General features: G+C 72.8%; 14 protein-coding genes. 1 reads left to right on the plus strand and 13 read right to left on the minus strand.

The features are described 5' to 3' along the window. The first annotated feature begins 27 nt into the window (after positions 1–27). Complete coding sequence (locus tag AB0I21_RS20455; RefSeq protein ID WP_360563174.1) at positions 28–648, plus strand: cupin domain-containing protein; 621 nt, start codon at positions 28–30, stop codon at positions 646–648. Between the two features lie 16 nt (positions 649–664). Here the strand turns inward: AB0I21_RS20455 and AB0I21_RS20460 are convergent, their stop codons facing one another. The 13 genes from AB0I21_RS20460 to AB0I21_RS20520 form a co-directional block, all read right to left on the minus strand. After that, positions 665–1,723, minus strand: a complete 1,059-nt coding sequence (locus AB0I21_RS20460; RefSeq protein WP_360563176.1) for an alpha/beta hydrolase — start codon at positions 1,721–1,723, stop codon at positions 665–667. After that, complete coding sequence (locus tag AB0I21_RS20465) at positions 1,720–2,739, minus strand: LLM class flavin-dependent oxidoreductase (RefSeq protein WP_360563177.1); 1,020 nt, start codon at positions 2,737–2,739, stop codon at positions 1,720–1,722. Before AB0I21_RS20465 ends, AB0I21_RS20460 begins: the two co-directional genes overlap by 4 nt. After that, positions 2,736–3,059 carry a TIGR04076 family protein gene (locus AB0I21_RS20470; RefSeq protein WP_360563178.1) on the minus strand — a complete coding sequence of 108 codons (324 nt, stop codon included), beginning with the start codon at positions 3,057–3,059 and terminating at the stop codon, positions 2,736–2,738. Before AB0I21_RS20470 ends, AB0I21_RS20465 begins: the two co-directional genes overlap by 4 nt. 3 nt (positions 3,060–3,062) lie before the next feature. Continuing rightward, positions 3,063–4,037, minus strand: coding sequence for an NADPH:quinone oxidoreductase family protein (locus AB0I21_RS20475; protein ID WP_360563180.1), 975 nt, complete (start codon positions 4,035–4,037; stop codon positions 3,063–3,065). Then, on the minus strand, positions 4,034–4,423 hold the full coding sequence (locus AB0I21_RS20480) for a nuclear transport factor 2 family protein (RefSeq protein ID WP_360563182.1): 390 nt from the start codon (positions 4,421–4,423) through the stop codon (positions 4,034–4,036). Before AB0I21_RS20480 ends, AB0I21_RS20475 begins: the two co-directional genes overlap by 4 nt. A gap of 11 nt (positions 4,424–4,434) precedes the next feature. Continuing rightward, positions 4,435–5,658: an amidohydrolase family protein gene (locus tag AB0I21_RS20485; protein WP_360563183.1), complete on the minus strand. Its 1,224-nt coding sequence runs from the start codon at positions 5,656–5,658 to the stop codon at positions 4,435–4,437. A 94-nt stretch (positions 5,659–5,752) separates the two neighbouring features. Then, the gene (locus AB0I21_RS20490) at positions 5,753–7,411 is read right to left on the minus strand and encodes a hydantoinase B/oxoprolinase family protein (RefSeq protein WP_360563185.1); all 1,659 of its coding nucleotides are present in this window, start codon (positions 7,409–7,411) and stop codon (positions 5,753–5,755) included. Beyond that, a complete protein-coding gene (locus tag AB0I21_RS20495; protein ID WP_360563186.1) occupies positions 7,404–9,068 on the minus strand; it encodes a hydantoinase B/oxoprolinase family protein in 1,665 nt (554 codons plus the stop codon). The genes AB0I21_RS20490 and AB0I21_RS20495 overlap by 8 nt, the downstream gene beginning before the upstream one ends. 80 nt (positions 9,069–9,148) lie before the next feature. Beyond that, positions 9,149–11,182: a hydantoinase/oxoprolinase family protein gene (locus AB0I21_RS20500; RefSeq protein WP_360563188.1), complete on the minus strand. Its 2,034-nt coding sequence runs from the start codon at positions 11,180–11,182 to the stop codon at positions 9,149–9,151. Next, entirely contained in the window at positions 11,179–13,083 is a 1,905-nt protein-coding gene (locus tag AB0I21_RS20505) for an ABC transporter ATP-binding protein (protein ID WP_360563190.1), read from the minus strand. Before AB0I21_RS20505 ends, AB0I21_RS20500 begins: the two co-directional genes overlap by 4 nt. A gap of 10 nt (positions 13,084–13,093) precedes the next feature. After that, entirely contained in the window at positions 13,094–13,960 is an 867-nt protein-coding gene (locus AB0I21_RS20510; RefSeq protein ID WP_360563192.1) for an ABC transporter permease, read from the minus strand. Continuing rightward, positions 13,960–14,970, minus strand: coding sequence for an ABC transporter permease (locus AB0I21_RS20515; protein WP_360563194.1), 1,011 nt, complete (start codon positions 14,968–14,970; stop codon positions 13,960–13,962). Before AB0I21_RS20515 ends, AB0I21_RS20510 begins: the two co-directional genes overlap by 1 nt. After that, positions 14,971–16,605 (minus strand): ABC transporter substrate-binding protein, encoded by a 1,635-nt coding sequence (locus AB0I21_RS20520; RefSeq protein ID WP_360563195.1) that lies wholly within the window; start codon positions 16,603–16,605, stop codon positions 14,971–14,973. Positions 16,606–16,732: the final 127 nt, after the last annotated feature.

The raw sequence follows: 16,732 nt of genomic DNA on the forward strand, positions 1-16,732 counted from the left end.
AACAAGTTTCCGCAGGAGGTTCGTAGGGTGCGCACGACGGCAAGGCAGGACCGCGTCGAGAGCAACGGGCAGGCACTGGTCGGTGCACGGATGCGCCAGTTCCGCAAGGAGCGCGGGCTCACGCTGCGGGGCCTCGCCACCCAGTCCGGCCTGTCCATCGGGTTCCTCTCCCAGGTCGAGCGGGGCATCTCGGCGATCGGCCTGACCGCCCTCAACGGCGTCGCCGCGGCTCTGGACCGCCCGGTCGCCGAGTTCTTCCACGAGGAGGACCAGGCGGCACCGCCGCCGGCGCCGACCGACGACCTGCCGGACCATTTCACGTTGACCCGCGCCCAGAACGGCGCGACGGAGTACGTCTCCGGCCAGACCACCTACCGCATGCTCTCCGACCGCGGCCCGCACCTGGTGCTCGAGCCCATGGTCGTGCACATCGCCCCCGGCGGGCGCCGCGAGGAGGCCTACGGCCACGCCGGCGAGGAGTTCGCCTACGTGGTGTCGGGCGAACTGCTCTACGAGGTCAACGGCATCGAGCATCGGCTCTTCCCGGGCGACAGCCTGCACCTGCGCTCCAGCACCCCGCACCGGCTCTACAACGACACGGACGGGGTCACCACCGTGGTCTCGGTGGTGACCCCGCGCCTGTTCTGAAGATCGTTGTTCACTCTCACGTCAAAATCTTGTTGACCGCTTCCATGGTGGCCGTCCAGGCCGGCGTGCGCGGGTCGATCACGTCGAAATGGTCGCCGGCCAGCTCGAGCCGGACCACCCGGTCGCCGGCGGCCAGCGCGGCCCGGGCGTAGCGGCGGGACATGTCGACGAGATCCAGGCCGTCGGCCCGGCCCTGCACCACGACCACCGGCACCCCCAGCGGCAGCCGCAGCAGCGGGTCCGCCGCCGCCAGCGCGGCCTCGTCGCCGCACAGCGCCGCGGCGACCGCCCCGGTGCCGATCGCGCGCCGCTGCCCCTCGGTCAGGTCGAGCACGCCCGCCTGCGATACGACCACCGAGACCGCCCCGGGCGCGTCGGCCGCCGCCCGCACCGCGAGCTGCCCGCCGGCCGAATGACCGAACAGCACCAGCCGCGACGGGTCGACCCGGGCATCGGCGCGGCCCGCGAAGGCCAGGCCTGCGGCCACGTCGGCCGTCGTGGCCGCCCAGCCGTGGCGGTCCGAGCGCCGGTACTCGAGGTTCCACGCCGCGAAGCCACGCTCCGCCAGGTCGATCGCCATCGCGTCCATGAGGTCGGCGCCCCAGACCGAGCGCCAGAAGCCGCCGTGCAGCAGCACGGCGACGGGCGCCGGGCCGGTGCCGGCGGGCAGCCGCAGCTCGCCCCACTGCTCCGCGTCCGGACCGTAGGCGATGCGCCGGGCCGGGTGCCGCAGCCGGTGCACGGCCCGCCGGACGGCCCAGGTGACACCCCAGATCTCGCGGCCCTGATGGTGCTCCGACCCGGCCGCGACGGGCTGCGGGCCGGTCGCGGTCAGGTCGAGCCACACCGTGCGCGGGGCGTGCCGGCCCGGCGCCGTCATCAGCCGCCGGGCCGGTGCCGTGGGCCCGGGCAGCGCGACGACGGCGCCGGTCGCGCCCGAAAGCGCCGCCCCGAGGTCCGTTGCCTCGCGGACGGCGCCGTCCACGCCGAGCCCGGCGAACTCGGCCGCGGCCAGCTCGCGCACCAGGTCGAGGTCGGCGACCACGTCCGGGCCCACGATCACGTCGACGTTCACTCCGCCTCCCGTCGCAGCAGGGGCAGCACCACGCCGCCCAGCAGGTCCACGCCCCCGTCGTCGGTCAGCCCGTGCGGTGTGCCGAACTCCACCCGCCCGACGCCGGCGTCGATCAGCGTCTGCGCCTGGGCCGCGACCTGCTCCGGCGTGCCGGAGAACGCGAACAGGTCGAGCACGTTGTCGGGCACGAGCCGACCGGCGGCCTCGTGCTCGCCCCGGTCGACCAGCTCGGCGACCCGGCGGACGAGATCCGCCGGCACGCCCGCGGTCGGGTCGAGCTCGGCGACCACCGCGAGGTACATCGCGACCTCGGTGCGGGCCTTGGCCCGGGCGGCGGCGCCGTCGCGGTCGACCACGGTCACCGCGCCGAGCACGATCCGCACGTCGGTCACGGACCGGCCGGCCGGTTCGGCGCCCGCCCGTAGCCGCTCGCGCACCACTCCGATCATCGCCGGGTTGGCGCTGCCGCCGACCTTGATCTCGGCGCCGATCCGGCCGGCGAGCGCTGCGCCCTGCGCACCCCACGCACCGATCAGCAGTGGCGGGTCGGGACGCTGGACCGGGTAGCGCAGGGCGATGCCCGGCGCGAGCCGGAACACCCGGCCGTCGAAGCCGTCGGTCCGGCCGCCGAGCAGGCGGTAGACGACCTCGGCCGCCTCGCCGAGCGCGGCGATCGGGCGGGGCTGATCGATCCCGACCGCGCCGAGCCAGGTGCCCCGGGCCAGCCCGAGGTAGGCCCGGCCGGCCGAGGCGAGGTCGAGCGCGGCGACCTGCCCGGCGATCTCGTAGGGGGCCATCGAGTACGGGTTGAGGCAGGCGGCGCCGAGCCGCACCCGAGAGGTGGCGCCGGCCATCTCCAGCAGCGGGAAGATCGGCGGCTGGAACATGAGATCGCCGAAGACGGTCAGCACGTCGAACCCGTGCGCCTCGGCCGCCCGGGCGAGGCGGGCGTAATCGCCGGGCCGCTTGTCGCTCTGTATGCCCAGCCCGATTTCGGCCCGCGCCGGGGCACTCACGTGAGATCCGCCGATCGCATCCCGCGCCGGCGGGTGCGCTCGACCCGCATCACCAGGCGCTCCTCCGGATCGGGGCAGCAGAACAGGGTGTCGCGCTCCAGCCAGTCGCCGGCCGGCAGCGCGCGCTGCTTGGCCGCCAGGAACGGCAGGACGGCCGCCAGGGCGTACACGCAGAAATGCTTGCCGTCGGGCAGCCGCAGGTGGGCGCTGCGCTCCAGCTCGAAGCAGTCACCGACCGCCATCCCGCAGACGGAGCGGCCCTCGATGTGGTCGACGGTGACCCTGAGGTCGTAGATCTCCATGTCGTTGTCTTCGGACATTCCTCACCCTCCGATTCGGACGACGATCTTGCCGGTGGTACGCCCGGCGGCCAGGTCCTGCAGCGCCGCGGGCGCCCCTTCGAGCGGCTCGACCCGGTTGACCGGCGGCCGGACGGCGCCCGAGGCGCACAGGGCGAACAGCGCCTCGTAGGCGGCGGCGACCTCGTCCGGTCGCCGCCAGGGGTAGGCCGATCCCCACGAGAGGCCGACGAGGGTGGCGTTGCGGGCGACGAGGCGCATCGGGTCGACGGCCGGCGGCGGTCCGGCCGCGGCGCCGACGGCGACGATGCGCCCCTCGAAGGCGAGGCAGTCCAGCGAGCGGGCGAACACGTCGCCGCCGACGGGGTCGATCACGACGTCGACCCCCGCGCCGTCGGTGGCGGCCTCCACCGCCCGGGTGAAGTCCTCGGCGTGATAGTCGATCGCGACGTCGGCCCCGTTGGCGCGGCACACCTCCGCCTTCGCCGGGCCGCCGGCGGTGCAGATCACCCGCGCGCCGCGGGCGATCGCGAGCTGGGTCGCCGCGACGCCGACCCCGCCGGCCCCGGCGTGCACCAGCACGGTGTCCCCTGTGGACACTCCGGCGCGCTCCAGGCTGAACCACGCGGTCTGGTACGTCACCGGGATGCCCGCGCCGATCACCGGGTCGAGCGCGGTGGGCCGCGGCACGAGCAGGCCGGCGTCGACGGTGACGGTCTCGCCGAGGGCGCCGTGCGGCAGCGCCGGGCACCCGATCACCGCACGGCCGGCGTCGGGGCCGGTCAGGACCAGCCCGCTGAACTCGACCCCGGGCGTGACCGGAGGTTCCGGGCGCACCGGGTAGGTCCCGCGGCACAGCATCACGTCGAGGAAGTTGAGGCCGACCGCCTCGACCGCGACGGTCACCCGGCCCGGGCCGGGCTGCGGGTCGTCCGGCACGTCGGCGACGGCGAGCACGTCGAGCGGCTCGCCGTCGCGGTGGGCGACGAGGCGCTTCACGGCTGCACCAGCTCCGCGTGGTGGTGGACGATCCGCCAGCCGTCGCCGGTGCGGCGCAGCACGTCGGTGACGCGCGTGACCGACATCTGCTCCGGCCGCTCGTCCTCGGCGCGGGCGTACAGCTCGTAGCGGGCCACGCCGACGTCGCCCCACACGTCGATACGCTTGGCGCGGGCGACCAGCTCGGCCAGCACGGGCCGCCGGCCGGCGGCGTCGCGGTGGTCGCGGTACTCGTCCAGCTCGGCCCGGGTGCGCAGCGGCCCCGGCAGGTGCGACTCCCAGGTGGTGACGTCGGGGTCGAGGTGGGCGTCGAAGCGGCCCCGATCGCCGGCAAGGAACGCGGCGTACATGTCGTCGATCGCGGCGGCGATCTCGGCGGTGCCCACCGCGCACTCCGTCACGGCCGCACCCCGGCCCGGTCGTCGCGCACCACGGCGCCCCCCTTCATCACCCATCGCACGCCCCGCAACGCTGAGGTGTCCGCGGACGGGTCCTGGTCCATCGCGATCAGGTCGGCGAGCTTGCCCGGCTCGACCGTGCCCAGGTCCTGCTCGGCCCGCAGCCAGCGAACGGGCCCGAGCGTGCCGGCGTAGAGCGCCCGCTGCGGCCCGATGACCGAGGACATGTGCTCCAGCTCGCGGACGGTCGCGTTGGTGCCCTCGAACGGCCAGAACGGCGGCATGTCGCTGCCCAGCAGCACCTCCACCCCGGCGGCGACGGCCAGCGCGAAGCTCTCCAGGTGCCGGTCGCCGGCGCCAAGCGACCGCTGCTGCATCCAGTCCGGCACACCGAGCTCGTCGAAGAACTCCTTGCACCGGGTGACGAGCAGGGTCGGCACGAGAGCGGTGCCGCGCTCGGCCATCCGCGCGGCCAGTTCCGCGGTCAGCTGGTAGCCATGCTCCACGCAGTCCAGGCCGAGCTCGACCGCCTCGGCGATGACCGGCGCCGGCCCGGCGTGTGCGGTGACCCGCCGCCCCCAGTCGTGCGCGGTGTTGAGCACCGCGGCCAGCTCGTCCGGGTGCAACTGGCGGGTGTCGATCGACTCGTGCTCGCCGGCGATACCGCCCGAGATCATCACCTTGATCAGGTCGGCGCCGGCGCGGATCTGCTGGCGCACCCCCCGCCGGAACCCGTCGACGCCGTCGCACTCGAGCGTGTCGCTGCCCTCGTGGCCGTGGCCGCCGGTGCAGACCAGCGCGCGGCCGGCGGTGAAGATCCGCGGCCCGGGCGTGCGGCCGGCCTCGATCGAGCGGCGCAGCGCGAAGTCGGCGTGGTCCTTCTCCGCGACGCAGCGCACCGTCGTCACTCCACAGTGGAGGGTACGCCGGGCGCCGTCGGCCATGTAGAGCGCGAGCTCGTGTGGGCCCATCTGCTTGAGCCGGTCGCCGGCGGTGCCCGGCAGGGTGAGCGACAGGTGGGTGTGCATGTTGGTCAGGCCCGGCGTGAGCCAGGCGCCGCCGAGGTCGATGCGGGTCGCGTCGCCGTCGATCTCGGCCAGCACCCGTTCACGGGGCCCGACGGCCGCGATCCGCTCGCCGATCACCCAGACGGCTGCGTCCTCGACCGGCGCGAGGCGCCCGTCGACCACCGTACAGTTCTCCAGGACGACACTGACGCTCATGCCCTCTCCTCCGCTTCGCTCCCCCGATGGCATGAGCTCACCCTGTGCCCATGATGATCGGGCCCTCCGCTCCGCTCCGGACCGCTCATGCCGCTCATACATCCACTCCGTAGGTCGTGCGGGCCGCGGCGGCGGAGACGTAGCCGTCGGCCACGTCCTGCAGGACGGCCTCCGGATCGCGCGCGGCGGGGTCCCCGTGCCCGCCGCCTCCGGCGGTCAGTACCGTCACCCGGTCACCGGGTGACACCGCCGTGCGGGCCGTGCTGACCGCGCGCTGCTGGGCCGTGCCGGGGAACAGCAGGATTCGATTCGCCTCCGGGGACGCGCCGCCGTCGCTCGCCCAGGGCCGGGACTTGGTCTTCTTGATCACGGACAGGAACTCGCCCGGGGTCACGAACCGGATGTCCCGGCGCAGCCCGGGTCCGCCACGGAACCGGCCGGCCCCGCCCGAGTCGGTGCGGATCTCCATCCGCTCGAAGAACATGCCGGTCTTCGCCTCCAGCACCTCGACCGGCGTGATGCGGGCCTGGGTCTGGCACGGGTGGTTGGCCGGCCCGATGCCGTCGTGCCCGGGCGCCCCGCCCCAGCCGACCGGCTCGTTGTTGGAGACCGCGAACAGCGATCCGGTGTCCGGGTGGACGCCGACCATCATGAACCCGGGCACGTCGCCGCCCGACGAGGCCGGCAGCCGGCCGCCCATGCCCTGCGCCAGCGCCTTGTAGATCAGCTCCAGCGCGACGGTGCCGGTCCACTGGGTGAACGTCGCGGCCGGGTAGACGGCGTGGAAGAGCGTGCCCGGCTCGGCGCGCACGATCAGCGGCGCGAAGTGGCCGGCGTTCGTCTGCTCGGTCGGCGTGGTGATCGCCTTGAACGCCACCCGGCAGGTGGCGATCGTCGCGCCGAGGGGCAGGTTGACCGGGCCCGTCACGGCCGGCGACGAGCCGGCGAAGTCGACGGTGAACGTGCCGCCGGCGATCGTCACGGTGACCCGCATCAGGATCGGGTCGTCGGTGATCCCGTCGTCGTCGAGCCAGTCCTCGGCCGTCCACGAGCCCTGGGGCAGGGCGTCGACGGCCTCCCGGGCGGACCGCTCGGCGGCGGCGACGACGGTGTCGACCACCGCGGCCACCGTTTCCCGGCCGTAGGTACCGAACAGCTCGGCGACCCGCCGCTCGCCGGTGCGCAGGCACGCCACCTGGGCATGCAGGTCGCCAAGCACCGCGTCGGGCATGCGCGAGTTGAAGCGGATCAGCTCGTGAATCTCCCGGACCGGCTCGCCGCCCGCGAATACGCGGGTGCCCGGGAACAGCAGGCCCTCCTGGTGTACGTCGGTGGAGTCGAGCACGTAGCCGGGGTCCTTGGCGCCGAGGTCCATCCAGTGGGCCCGGACGCAGAGGAAGGCCACAAGCGCGTCGTCGACGAACACGGGCGCGAACAGCGTCGCGTCGTAGGCGTGCGCGGCGTTCCAGTACGGGTAGTTGAGCAGCACGATGTCGCCCGGCCGCAGCGTGTCCCGGCCGACGTACTCCACGCCCTTGCGGATCGAGTAGTCGTTGGCGCCGAGGAAGCGCGACAGGCCCGTCGACTCGGCGACCAGGCGCAGGCCGGCGTCGTAGATCGAGATGCCGAAGTCGTGGACCTCGTAGATGACCGGATTGAACGCGGTGCGCACGAGCGCGGCGCGCATCTCCTCGGCCGCGGCCACAAGGTAGCTGCGCACCACCTCGGCGGTGGCGCCGTCGACCTCAGGCATCCTCGACCCCGTAGACCTCGCGGGCCCGCTCAGCCGACACATACCCCTCGGCCACGTCCTCGCGCACCAGCTCCGGGTCGCGCTCGCGCGGGTCGCCGTGCCCGCCGCCACCGGCGGTCAGCAGCGTGACCCGGTCCCCAACGGCGACGACGGTGCGCTTGGTGCTGACCGACTGTTCCCGGTCGGTACCCGGGAAGATGATCACCCGGTTCGCCTCCGGGGGCCGTCCGCCGGAAAGCGCCCACGGCCGGGCCTTGGTCTTCTTGATGACCGACAGGAACTCCCCCGGCGTGACGAACCGGATGTCGCGGTGCAGGCCCGCCCCGCCGCGGAACCGGCCGGCCCCGCCGGAGTCGGTGCGAATCTCCATCCGCTCGAAGAACATGCCGGTCTTCGCCTCCAGCACCTCGATCGGCGTGATCCGCCCGGTGCTGCCGGAGACGTGGGTGGCGGCGTTCATGCCGTCGTGGTGCGGCGTGCCGCCCCAGCCCACGGGCTCGTTGTTGGACACCGCGAACAGTGCGCCGGTGTCGGGGTGGATGCCGACCATCATGAACCCGGGCACGTCGCCGCCCGACGAGGCCGGCAGCCGGTCGGGCATGCCCTGGGCGAGCGCCTTGAGGATCAGCTCGACCGCGACGATGCCGGTCCAGAGCGTGAACGTCGGCTGCGGGTAGACGGCGTGGAACAGCGTGCCGGGCTCCGCCTTCACCACCAGCGGCGCGACGGTGCCGGCGTTGGAGGGCTGGTCGGCCGACGTCAGCGACTTGAGGATGACCTTGCAGATCGCCTCGGTCGCGCCGTAGGGCATGTTGACCGGCCCGGCCACGGCCGGCGACGACCCGGCGAAGTCGACCGTGAACGTGCCGTCGGCGATCGTGACGGTCACCTTCATGTTGATCGGCTCGTCGGTGATGCCGTCGTCGTCGAGCACGTCCTCGGCGGTCCAGGAGCCTTGCGGCAGCGCGGTCAGGGCCGAGCGGGTGCGGGCGGCGCCGTCGGCGATCATCCGCTCGATCGTCGCCTCGACGGTCGGCCGGCCGAACTTCTCGACGATCTCCAGCAGCCGGCGCTCGCCGGTGCGCAGCGCGGCGATCTGGGCGTGCAGGTCGCCCATCACCTCGTCGGGCATGCGCGAGTTGAACCGGATCAGCTCGTGGATCTCGCGGACCGGCTCGCCGCGCGACACCACCTTGGTGCCCGGGAAGAGGATGCCTTCCTGGTGTACGTCGGTGGAGTCGAGCACGTAGCCCGGGTCCTTGGCGCCGAGATCCATCCAGTGCGCGCGGACGCAGAGGAAGCCCAGCAGCGGCCCGCCGGACTCGAACACCGGGGCGAACAGCGTCGCGTCGTAGGCGTGCGCGGCGTTCCAGTACGGGTAGTTGAGCAGCACGACGTCGCCCGGGTGCAGATTCTCCCGCCCGACGTACTCCACGCCCTTGCGCAGCGAGAAGTCGTTGGCGCCGAGGAAGAACGTCAGCCCGGTCGCTTCGGCCACCAGCCGCAGGTCGGCGTCGTACAGCGAGAGCCCGAAGTCGTGGACCTCGTAGATGACCGGGTTGAACGAGGTGCGGATGAGCGTCGCGCGCATCTCCTCGGCCGCGGCGAGGAGGTAGGAGCGCACGACCTCGGCGGTGGCGCCGTCGAGCGAGGTCATGCGCCCTCCGCTTCGCTCCGGCCGCACGACCTCCGAGCTGAATCCATGATGACCGGCCTCTCCGCTTCGCTGCGAACCGGTCATCGCGCACGCACCAGCAGGTAGCCGTGCGCGTCGACCGACACCCGCTGGCCCGAGGGGACCACCGTCGTGGACGTGCCCTCGTCGACCAGCGCCGGGCCGTCGAACGCGTCGCCCGGCGCGAGCAGCGCCCGGTCGTAGACGTCGAACGGCACGACCGCGCGGGCGCCGAAGTCGAACGCGTCCCGCCGCCCGAGCAGGGCCCGGGCGGGGTTGCCGTCGCCCGGCGGCGGCTCGACCAGTGTCGGGCTCGCCGTGCGGCCCACCGCACGCAGGCGCAGGTTCAGGATCTGCAGGCGGTTGGCCATCGCGTGGCCGTACCGGGCGGAGTGCAGCTCCTGGAAGGCCGCCCGCACGCCGTCGGGGTCGAGCTCGCCCCCGATCGTGACCGTGAGGCTGTGCTCCTGCCCGAGGTAGCGCAGCTCCAGCTGGCGCTGCAGGACCGCCAGCTGCGCGGGCACGCCCTGCGCGCTGAGCGAGGCCAGCGCCTCGGCCTCGACCTCGGCGAAGGTCGCCTCGACCGCCGCCGGCTCGACCTCGTCGAGCGGGGTCATCAGGGTACGGCTGAAGTTGTCCTCGATGTCGGCGCTGAGCATGCCCCACGCCGAGAAGCCCGACGGCGCGAACGGCACGATGACCTCCGCGATGCCCATCTCCCGGGCGAGCAGCGGCGCCAGCAGCGGCCCGGCGCCGCCGAAGGCGAGCAGCGAGAACTGCCGCGGGTCGCGGCCGCGCTCGACGGTGATCTGCCGGACCGCGCCGACGGTGCGCGCGAGCAGCACGTCGAAGATGCCCGCGGCCGCCGCCTCGACCGGCAGCCCGAGCGGCGCGGCCACCTGCTCGTCTAGGGCCTTGCGGGCTGCGTCGGCCTGCAGCCCCATCTCGCCGCCGAGGAACCGGTCCGGGTCCACGTAGCCGAGCGCGACGGCCGCGTCGGTGACGGTTGGGCGGGTGCCGCCGCGGCCGTAGCAGACCGGGCCCGGGTCGGCGCCCGCGCTCTGCGGGCCGACCTTGAGCAGGCCCCGGTCGAGCCAGGCGATCGAGCCGCCGCCGGCGCCGATGGTGCGGATGTCGTACGTCGGGATCAGCAGCGGGAAGTGCTCCAGCTGCGCCTCGTGGGCGGCGACCGCGCGGCCCTGCTCGATGACGCACGCGTCGAGCGAGGTGCCCCCGATGTCGAAGGTGAGGAGGCTGTCGCGGCCCAGCGCGCCGGCGAGGTACGCGGCGCCGACGATGCCGCCGGCCGGTCCGCTGAGGACGGTGTGGGTCGGCGAGCGCTTGGCCGCCTCGCTGGTCATCGATCCGCCGCCGGAGCGCATGATGAGGAAGCGCCCGGCGAAGCCGCCGTCGGCCAGGCCCTGCTCCAGCTCGTCGACGTAGCGTTCGAAGATCGGGCGGATGTATGCCTCCAGCACGGTGGTGCTGGTGCGCTCGTACTCGCGGTACTCGCGGGCGATGTCGGTCGACAGCGAGAGGCTGACGTCGGGGTACCGCTCCCGGATGAGGGCCGCCGCGGCGCGCTCCTGCGACGGGTCGAGGAACGCGTGCAGGAAGCAGATGGCGATCGACCGCACGCCCTGGACCTCGACCAGCTCGCGGGCGGCGGCCAGCACCGAGTCGGCGTCGAGGTCCTCGACCACGCGGCCCTTGTAGTCCAGCCGCCCCTTCACCCCCGCCGTGTGCCGGCGTTTCACTAGGCTCGGCGGGCGCTCGTACTGGAAGTCGTACATGTGGTCGGACGGGACGTTGCCGCGCCCGATCAGGAACACGTCCCGGAAGCCCTCGTTGGTGATGATGCCGGTCGCCGCGCCGCGGCGCTCCAGCACCGCGTTGAGGCCCAGCGTCGTACCGTGGATGAACAGCTCCACATCGGACAGATCCGTGCCGAGCGCGGCCACCGCGGCGAGCACGCCGTCGGCCGGGCGGGCCGGGGTTGTCGACGCCTTGCGGAACCGCACCTGGTTGGTCCGGGTGTCCAGCTCCATCGCGTCGACGAACGTACCGCCGATGTCGACGGCCAGCCTGAGGCTCACACCAACTCCCCAATCTCCGGCACCCGCCAGCAGGCGGCCCGGCTCTCCCCGTACTGCTGCAACTGCTGGTCCTCGCCCCGGCACCGGTCGGTGACGAACGGGCACCGGGCCGCGAGCGCGCACCCGGCCGTCGCGTCGGCCTCCTCCAGGTCGCGGACCAGGGCTGTGCCGGGCGAGAGGCCGCGCGACAGCAACGCCCGCGTGTAGGGGTGCCGCGGCCGCGCGAAGACCTCCTCGACCGGCCCCTCCTCGACGATCCGGCCGAGATAGAGCACGACGACCCGGTCGGCGAACCCGCGGACGGTGGCGAGGTCGTGCGAGATGAACACCGAGCCGTGCGAGCGGTCCGCGGCGACCTCGTCGATCACCGCGAGGATCTGCGCCTGCACGGTGACGTCCAGCGCCGACGTCGGCTCGTCGAAGACGATCAGGTCCGGCTCGGCGACGAGCGCGCGGGCGATGCCGACCCGCTGCGCCTGGCCGCCGCTCAGCTCGTGCGGCCGGCGGGCGAGGATCGAGCGGTCCAGCTCCATCCGGTCGAGCACGGCGGCCGCCCGGCCGGCCCGCTCGGCCGCGGGGAGACCGAGCGCACGCAGCGGCTCGCCGATCGCGTCCTCGACGGTCCGGCGCGGGCTGAGCGAGCCGATCGGGTCCTGGAAGACGAGCGAACTGCGGGCCGCCGTGACGCTGCCGCGGGTCGGCTTGGCAAGCCCCACGATGAGCCGGGCGAGGGTGGACTTGCCGCACCCGCTCTCGCCGACGACGCCGATCCGCTCGCCCTTGGCGACGGTGAGGCTGACCCCGCGCAGCGCGTGGTGCCCACCCCGGCCGAACCGGCTCTTGTACACCATGTGCGCGTCGTCCACGACGAGCACGGGCTCGGCGTCCGCGGTCGTGGCGGCCCGCCGGGCCGGGGTGCCGACCGTGACGTCGGCCGCCTGCCCCGCCTCGACGGCGTCGTGCAGCGGGTGGAAGCAGGCCGCCATCCAGCGCCGGCCCTGCTGCGCCGGTTGCGGCCGGGAGGTCCGGCAGTCGTCCTCGGCGTGCGCGCAGCGCGACGCGAACGGGCACGCGGCCGGGGCCTCGCGCAGCAGCGGCATCGCGCCCGGCGTCACCACCACGGGCCGGCCGTCGAGGTCGGGCACCGAGCGCAGCAGTGCCCGGGTGTACGGGTGCGCCGGCGCGGTCAGCACCTGCCGGGCCGGGCCGGTCTCGACGACGGTGCCGGCGTAGAGGACCACAATGCGGTCGCACACGGCCGCGATCGCGTTGATGTCGTGGGAGATCAGCAGCACGCCGCGGCCGTCGGTGTCGGCGGCGTGGCGGAACTGCCGCAGGATCTCGGCGGTCAGCGTGACGTCGAGGCCCGTGGTCGGCTCGTCGGCGATGAGCAGGCGCGGCGCACACCCGGTGGCGAGCGAGATCATCACCCGCTGGGCCATGCCGCCGGACAGCTCATGCGGGTAGGCACCGAGGCGGCGGCGGGCGCTGCGGATGCCGACCGCCTCGAACAGCTCCAGCGCCGCCCCGCGGGCCCGCTCGCCGTCCATGTCCTGATGGGTCCGGAGCCGGTCGACCAGCTGCCGCCCCGCGGTCCGGGTCGGGCTGAGCGCGCCGCGCGGGTTCTGGAAGCACATCGCGGCGCCGTGGCCGCGGTGGTGGGCCAGCCGCTCGGCGGACATGGTCAGCACATCGACGCCGTCGAAGCCGACCCGGCCGGTCGCCACCGAGCCGGTGGGCAGCATGCCGACGATCGCCCGGCCGACCATGCTCTTGCCGCCGCCGCTCTCCCCGACCAGCCCGACGACCTCGCCGGCGTCGACGGTGAACGAGACGTCGCTGAGCGCGGCGACGCGGCCGCCGATGACGACGGAGAGATTGTCGATCGAAAGCAGGCTCACGTGCGGCTCCTCACCGTCGGACCCGGTCGGCGCGCTCCTGCAGGCCCTCACCGAGGAGGCTGAAGCCCAGGACGCAGACGAGCAGTGCGATGCCGGGCGGCACCGAGGTCCACCACCGGCCGGCGACCACGTCACCGGTACCGAGGCTGATCATGGCGCCCCACTCGGCGTCGGGCACCGGGATGCCCAGCCCGAGGAACGACAGTCCGGCCAGGGTGAGCATCGCCCAGCCGCAGTTGAGCGGGGCGATCACCCGCACCGGGGTGATGCTGTTCGGCAGCACGTGCCGCCACAGCAGCCCGATCGTCGAGGCGCCGGAAGTGCGCGCGGCGTCGACGTAGGTCAGGTCGCGGATCGTGCGGACCTCGGCGCGCACCAGGCGGGCGTAGGCCGGCGCGTTCACCAGTGCGATCGCCACGGTCAGGTTGAGCGGCCCGCTGCCCAGCAGGGCGGCGACAGTGAGCGCGAGGATGAACGTGGGGAACGCCTGGAAGATGTCGGTCAGGCGCATCAGCACGTCGTCGAGCCAGCCGCCAAAGTAGCCGGCGACGACGCCGAGGATGCTGCCCAGCACGACGGCGACTGCGACCGCGGCGACGGCGATGCCGAGGTCGATGCGGCCCGCGTACAGCAGCCGGCTCCACACGTCCATGCCGTTGACGTCGGTGCCGAACAGGTGTGCGCCGCCGGGCTCGGCGAGGGTGGGGGCGGCCCCGTCGATCTCGTTCGGCCCCCACGAGCTGAGCAGCGGGGCGAGCAGCACGGTGAGGGCGACGACGGCCAGGATCCCGGTGCCGGTGGCCACCAGGACGGTGCCGAAGCGGCCGTCGCGGCGGTCGCGGCCTTCCCGGCGGCGGCCGGTGCGCAGCAACGACATCAGATCCTCACCCTCGGGTCGAGCATGGCGTGCACGACGTCGGCGATCAGGAACACCACGACGTAGCAGAACGCGATGACCAGCACCGACCCCTGCACCACCGGGTAGTCGCGGTAGAGCAGGCCGCGCAGCGCCCATTGACCGAAGCCCTGCCAGGAGTAGACGTACTCGATGAGCACCGTCGAGCCGATCGCGAAGCCGAAGACGAGGGCGGCCAGCGACGGCAGGCGTACCAGGGCGGCCCGCACCAGGTAACCGCGGCGCAGCAGCCGGCCGGGCAGCCCGTGGGCCTCGGCGGCCGCGTAGGGCTCGGACCGCAGCACCTCCAGCGCCGACGCGCGCACGCTGCGCAGCAGCGGGGCCACGATCACGATGACGAGCGTGAGTACCGGCAGCACCAGGTGCCATAGCGCCGACGTCAGCGCCGGCATGTTGCCGGTCAGCAGGGCGTCGAGCGCGTCGGCGCCGGTGATCGGGGTGAGGTCGGTGTCCGGGTCGACGCGGCCGCTGGGCGCCGGGAACCAGCCCAGGCCCGCATAGCCGACGAGGATCAGCACCAGGCCCAGCCAGAACTCCGGCATCGAGTTGCCGATCAGCGCGAGCACCCGGATGCCGTGGTCGCCGGCCCGGTTCGCGTGCCGGGCCGACCACAGCCCCACGACGGTGGCGATCACCACGGCGATCGCCACCGCCAGCACGACCAGCTCCATCGTGGGGCCGATCCGCAGCGCCATCTCGCTGCCGACCGACTGTCCACTCTGGATGGATGTGCCGAAGTTCCCGGTGATCAGGCCGCCGAGGTAGTCGGTGAACTGGCGCCACAGCGGCTGGTCGAGGCCGAAGCGGGCACGCGCCGCCGCCTCGTCGGCGGCGGTCGCGTTGGGCCCGAGGATGGTCCGGATCGGGTCACCGGGCAGCACCCGGACCAGCAGGAATGTCAGCACGACCACCCCGAGCAGGACCGGAATGAGCTGGAGCAGCCGGCGGGCGACGAACCGGAGGACGCGCATCTACGCCGACGCACCCAGGTAGCGCAGGCGGGCCAGGCCGTCCATCGGCTGCACCCAGCCAACCACCGACTTGCGCACCGGCAGGTTGAAGTTGGGCTGGCAGATCACGACCCACGGCACGTCCTCGGCCATGATGTCCTGCACCTGTACCCAGAGCTGGTTGCGCGCGCCGGTGTCCACGGTGGTGTGCGACTGCTGGTAGATCTGCTCGATCTTCGGGTTGGTGTAGTTGGAGTAGTTGAGGTTGGCGCCCTGCACGAAGCTCGTCGCCAGCATGTACTCGACGTCGTTGACCCACAGCTGGCCCGAGGTGATCTGCAGCGGGATGTTTTTCTTCCCGCGCCGGTCGGCGAGCGTCGCCGGGTCGAGCGGGGTCAGCTTGAGCTCGATGCCGGCCTTGCGGGCCTCGCTCTGCACGAGCACGGCGAGCTGCTGCTGTTCCTCGTTGTCGGCTTGGAAGACCAGCTCCGAGGTGACCGAGGTCTTGCCCGACGCGGCGAGCGCCGCCTTGGCCTTGTCGATGTCGTACGTGTACGGGTACCCCTTCTCGGAGTATCCCGGCATGTCCAGCGGCACGACGCTCTTCGTCGGCCGGGCGTCGCCGCCGTACACGTTCTTGATGATCTGCTCGTACGGCGTGGCGTAGGCCAGTGCCTTACGCACGTTGACGTCGTCGAACGGCGCGTTGGTCGTCGACATCTGGATGGCGATCTGCGAGTTGCTGGCCGCGGACAGCACGGTGACGCCGGAGGCGTTCTTGAGGTCCTTGATGTCGCGCGGGCTCGCGCCCAGCGCGATGTCGATGTCGCCGGCCTGTAGCTGCAGCCGCTGGTTGGCGGCGGCCGGCACGACCGAGATGCGGATCGTCTTCGTCTTGGCCGGGTCCGCGCCCGGGTAGGCGTCGTTCGCGGTGAGCTCGATCTCCTGGCCCTGGGTGGCCTTGGTGACGTTGAAGTAGCCGCCGGTGGGCGGGTTCTTGGCGAACCACTCCTTGGCCCACGGGTCCGCGTCGGTGACGTGCTTCTTCGCCTCGGCCGAGTCGAAGACGTAGAGCGAGATGGCCTGGATCTGCCTGGTCAGCGCGCTCGGGAACTCCTGGTGGAACTCGACCGTGTAGTCGTCGACGACGACGACCTGCTCGGCCTTGGTGAGGCCGATCGTGCGGTAGATGCCGGCGACGTTGGCCTTGGCGGCGAACGCCCGGTCCTTCGACCACTTCACGTCGGCGGCCTTGAGCTCGTTGCCGCTGGGGAACTTGACGCCCTTGCGGAGCTTGAGCGTCCACACCTTCTTCTCGGCGTCCGGCTCGAACGACTCGGCGAACGTCGGCATGATGTTCTCGGTGTCGAGGATCCTGCTGCCGCCGACGGTCTTCACGCCGTAGTCGATCATGTATGGGAAGACGTTCTTGTACAGCATCAGGGCGGTCAGGTCGAAGCCGACGAAGTCCTGGTCCCAGCTACTGATGTAGCTGGACACCGCGATCTTCAGGGTCGACGACTTGGCGCCGCCGGAGGCCGACGACGAGGTGTTGTTCTTGCTGCCGCTCGCGCAGGCGCCGGTGGCGAGCAGGAGCGCGCCCACACCGCCGAGCTGAAACACGGAGCGGCGGGAGAGAAGGGGAGAGTCTGCCATGTTCACTCCTCTGTTAGCCCGACCTGCCCGATGTTCTATCAGGCATGAGTTCAGTGAACAAGACGCATCCCACAGTGAACAGGAAAGATACTGCTCATGGCAGCATTGTCCGGCCGTACGGAGGATG

Origin of the sequence: Dactylosporangium sp. NPDC050588 (assembly GCF_040654975.1) — a bacterium.
Classification (GTDB): Bacteria; Actinomycetota; Actinomycetes; order Mycobacteriales; family Micromonosporaceae; genus Dactylosporangium; species Dactylosporangium maewongense.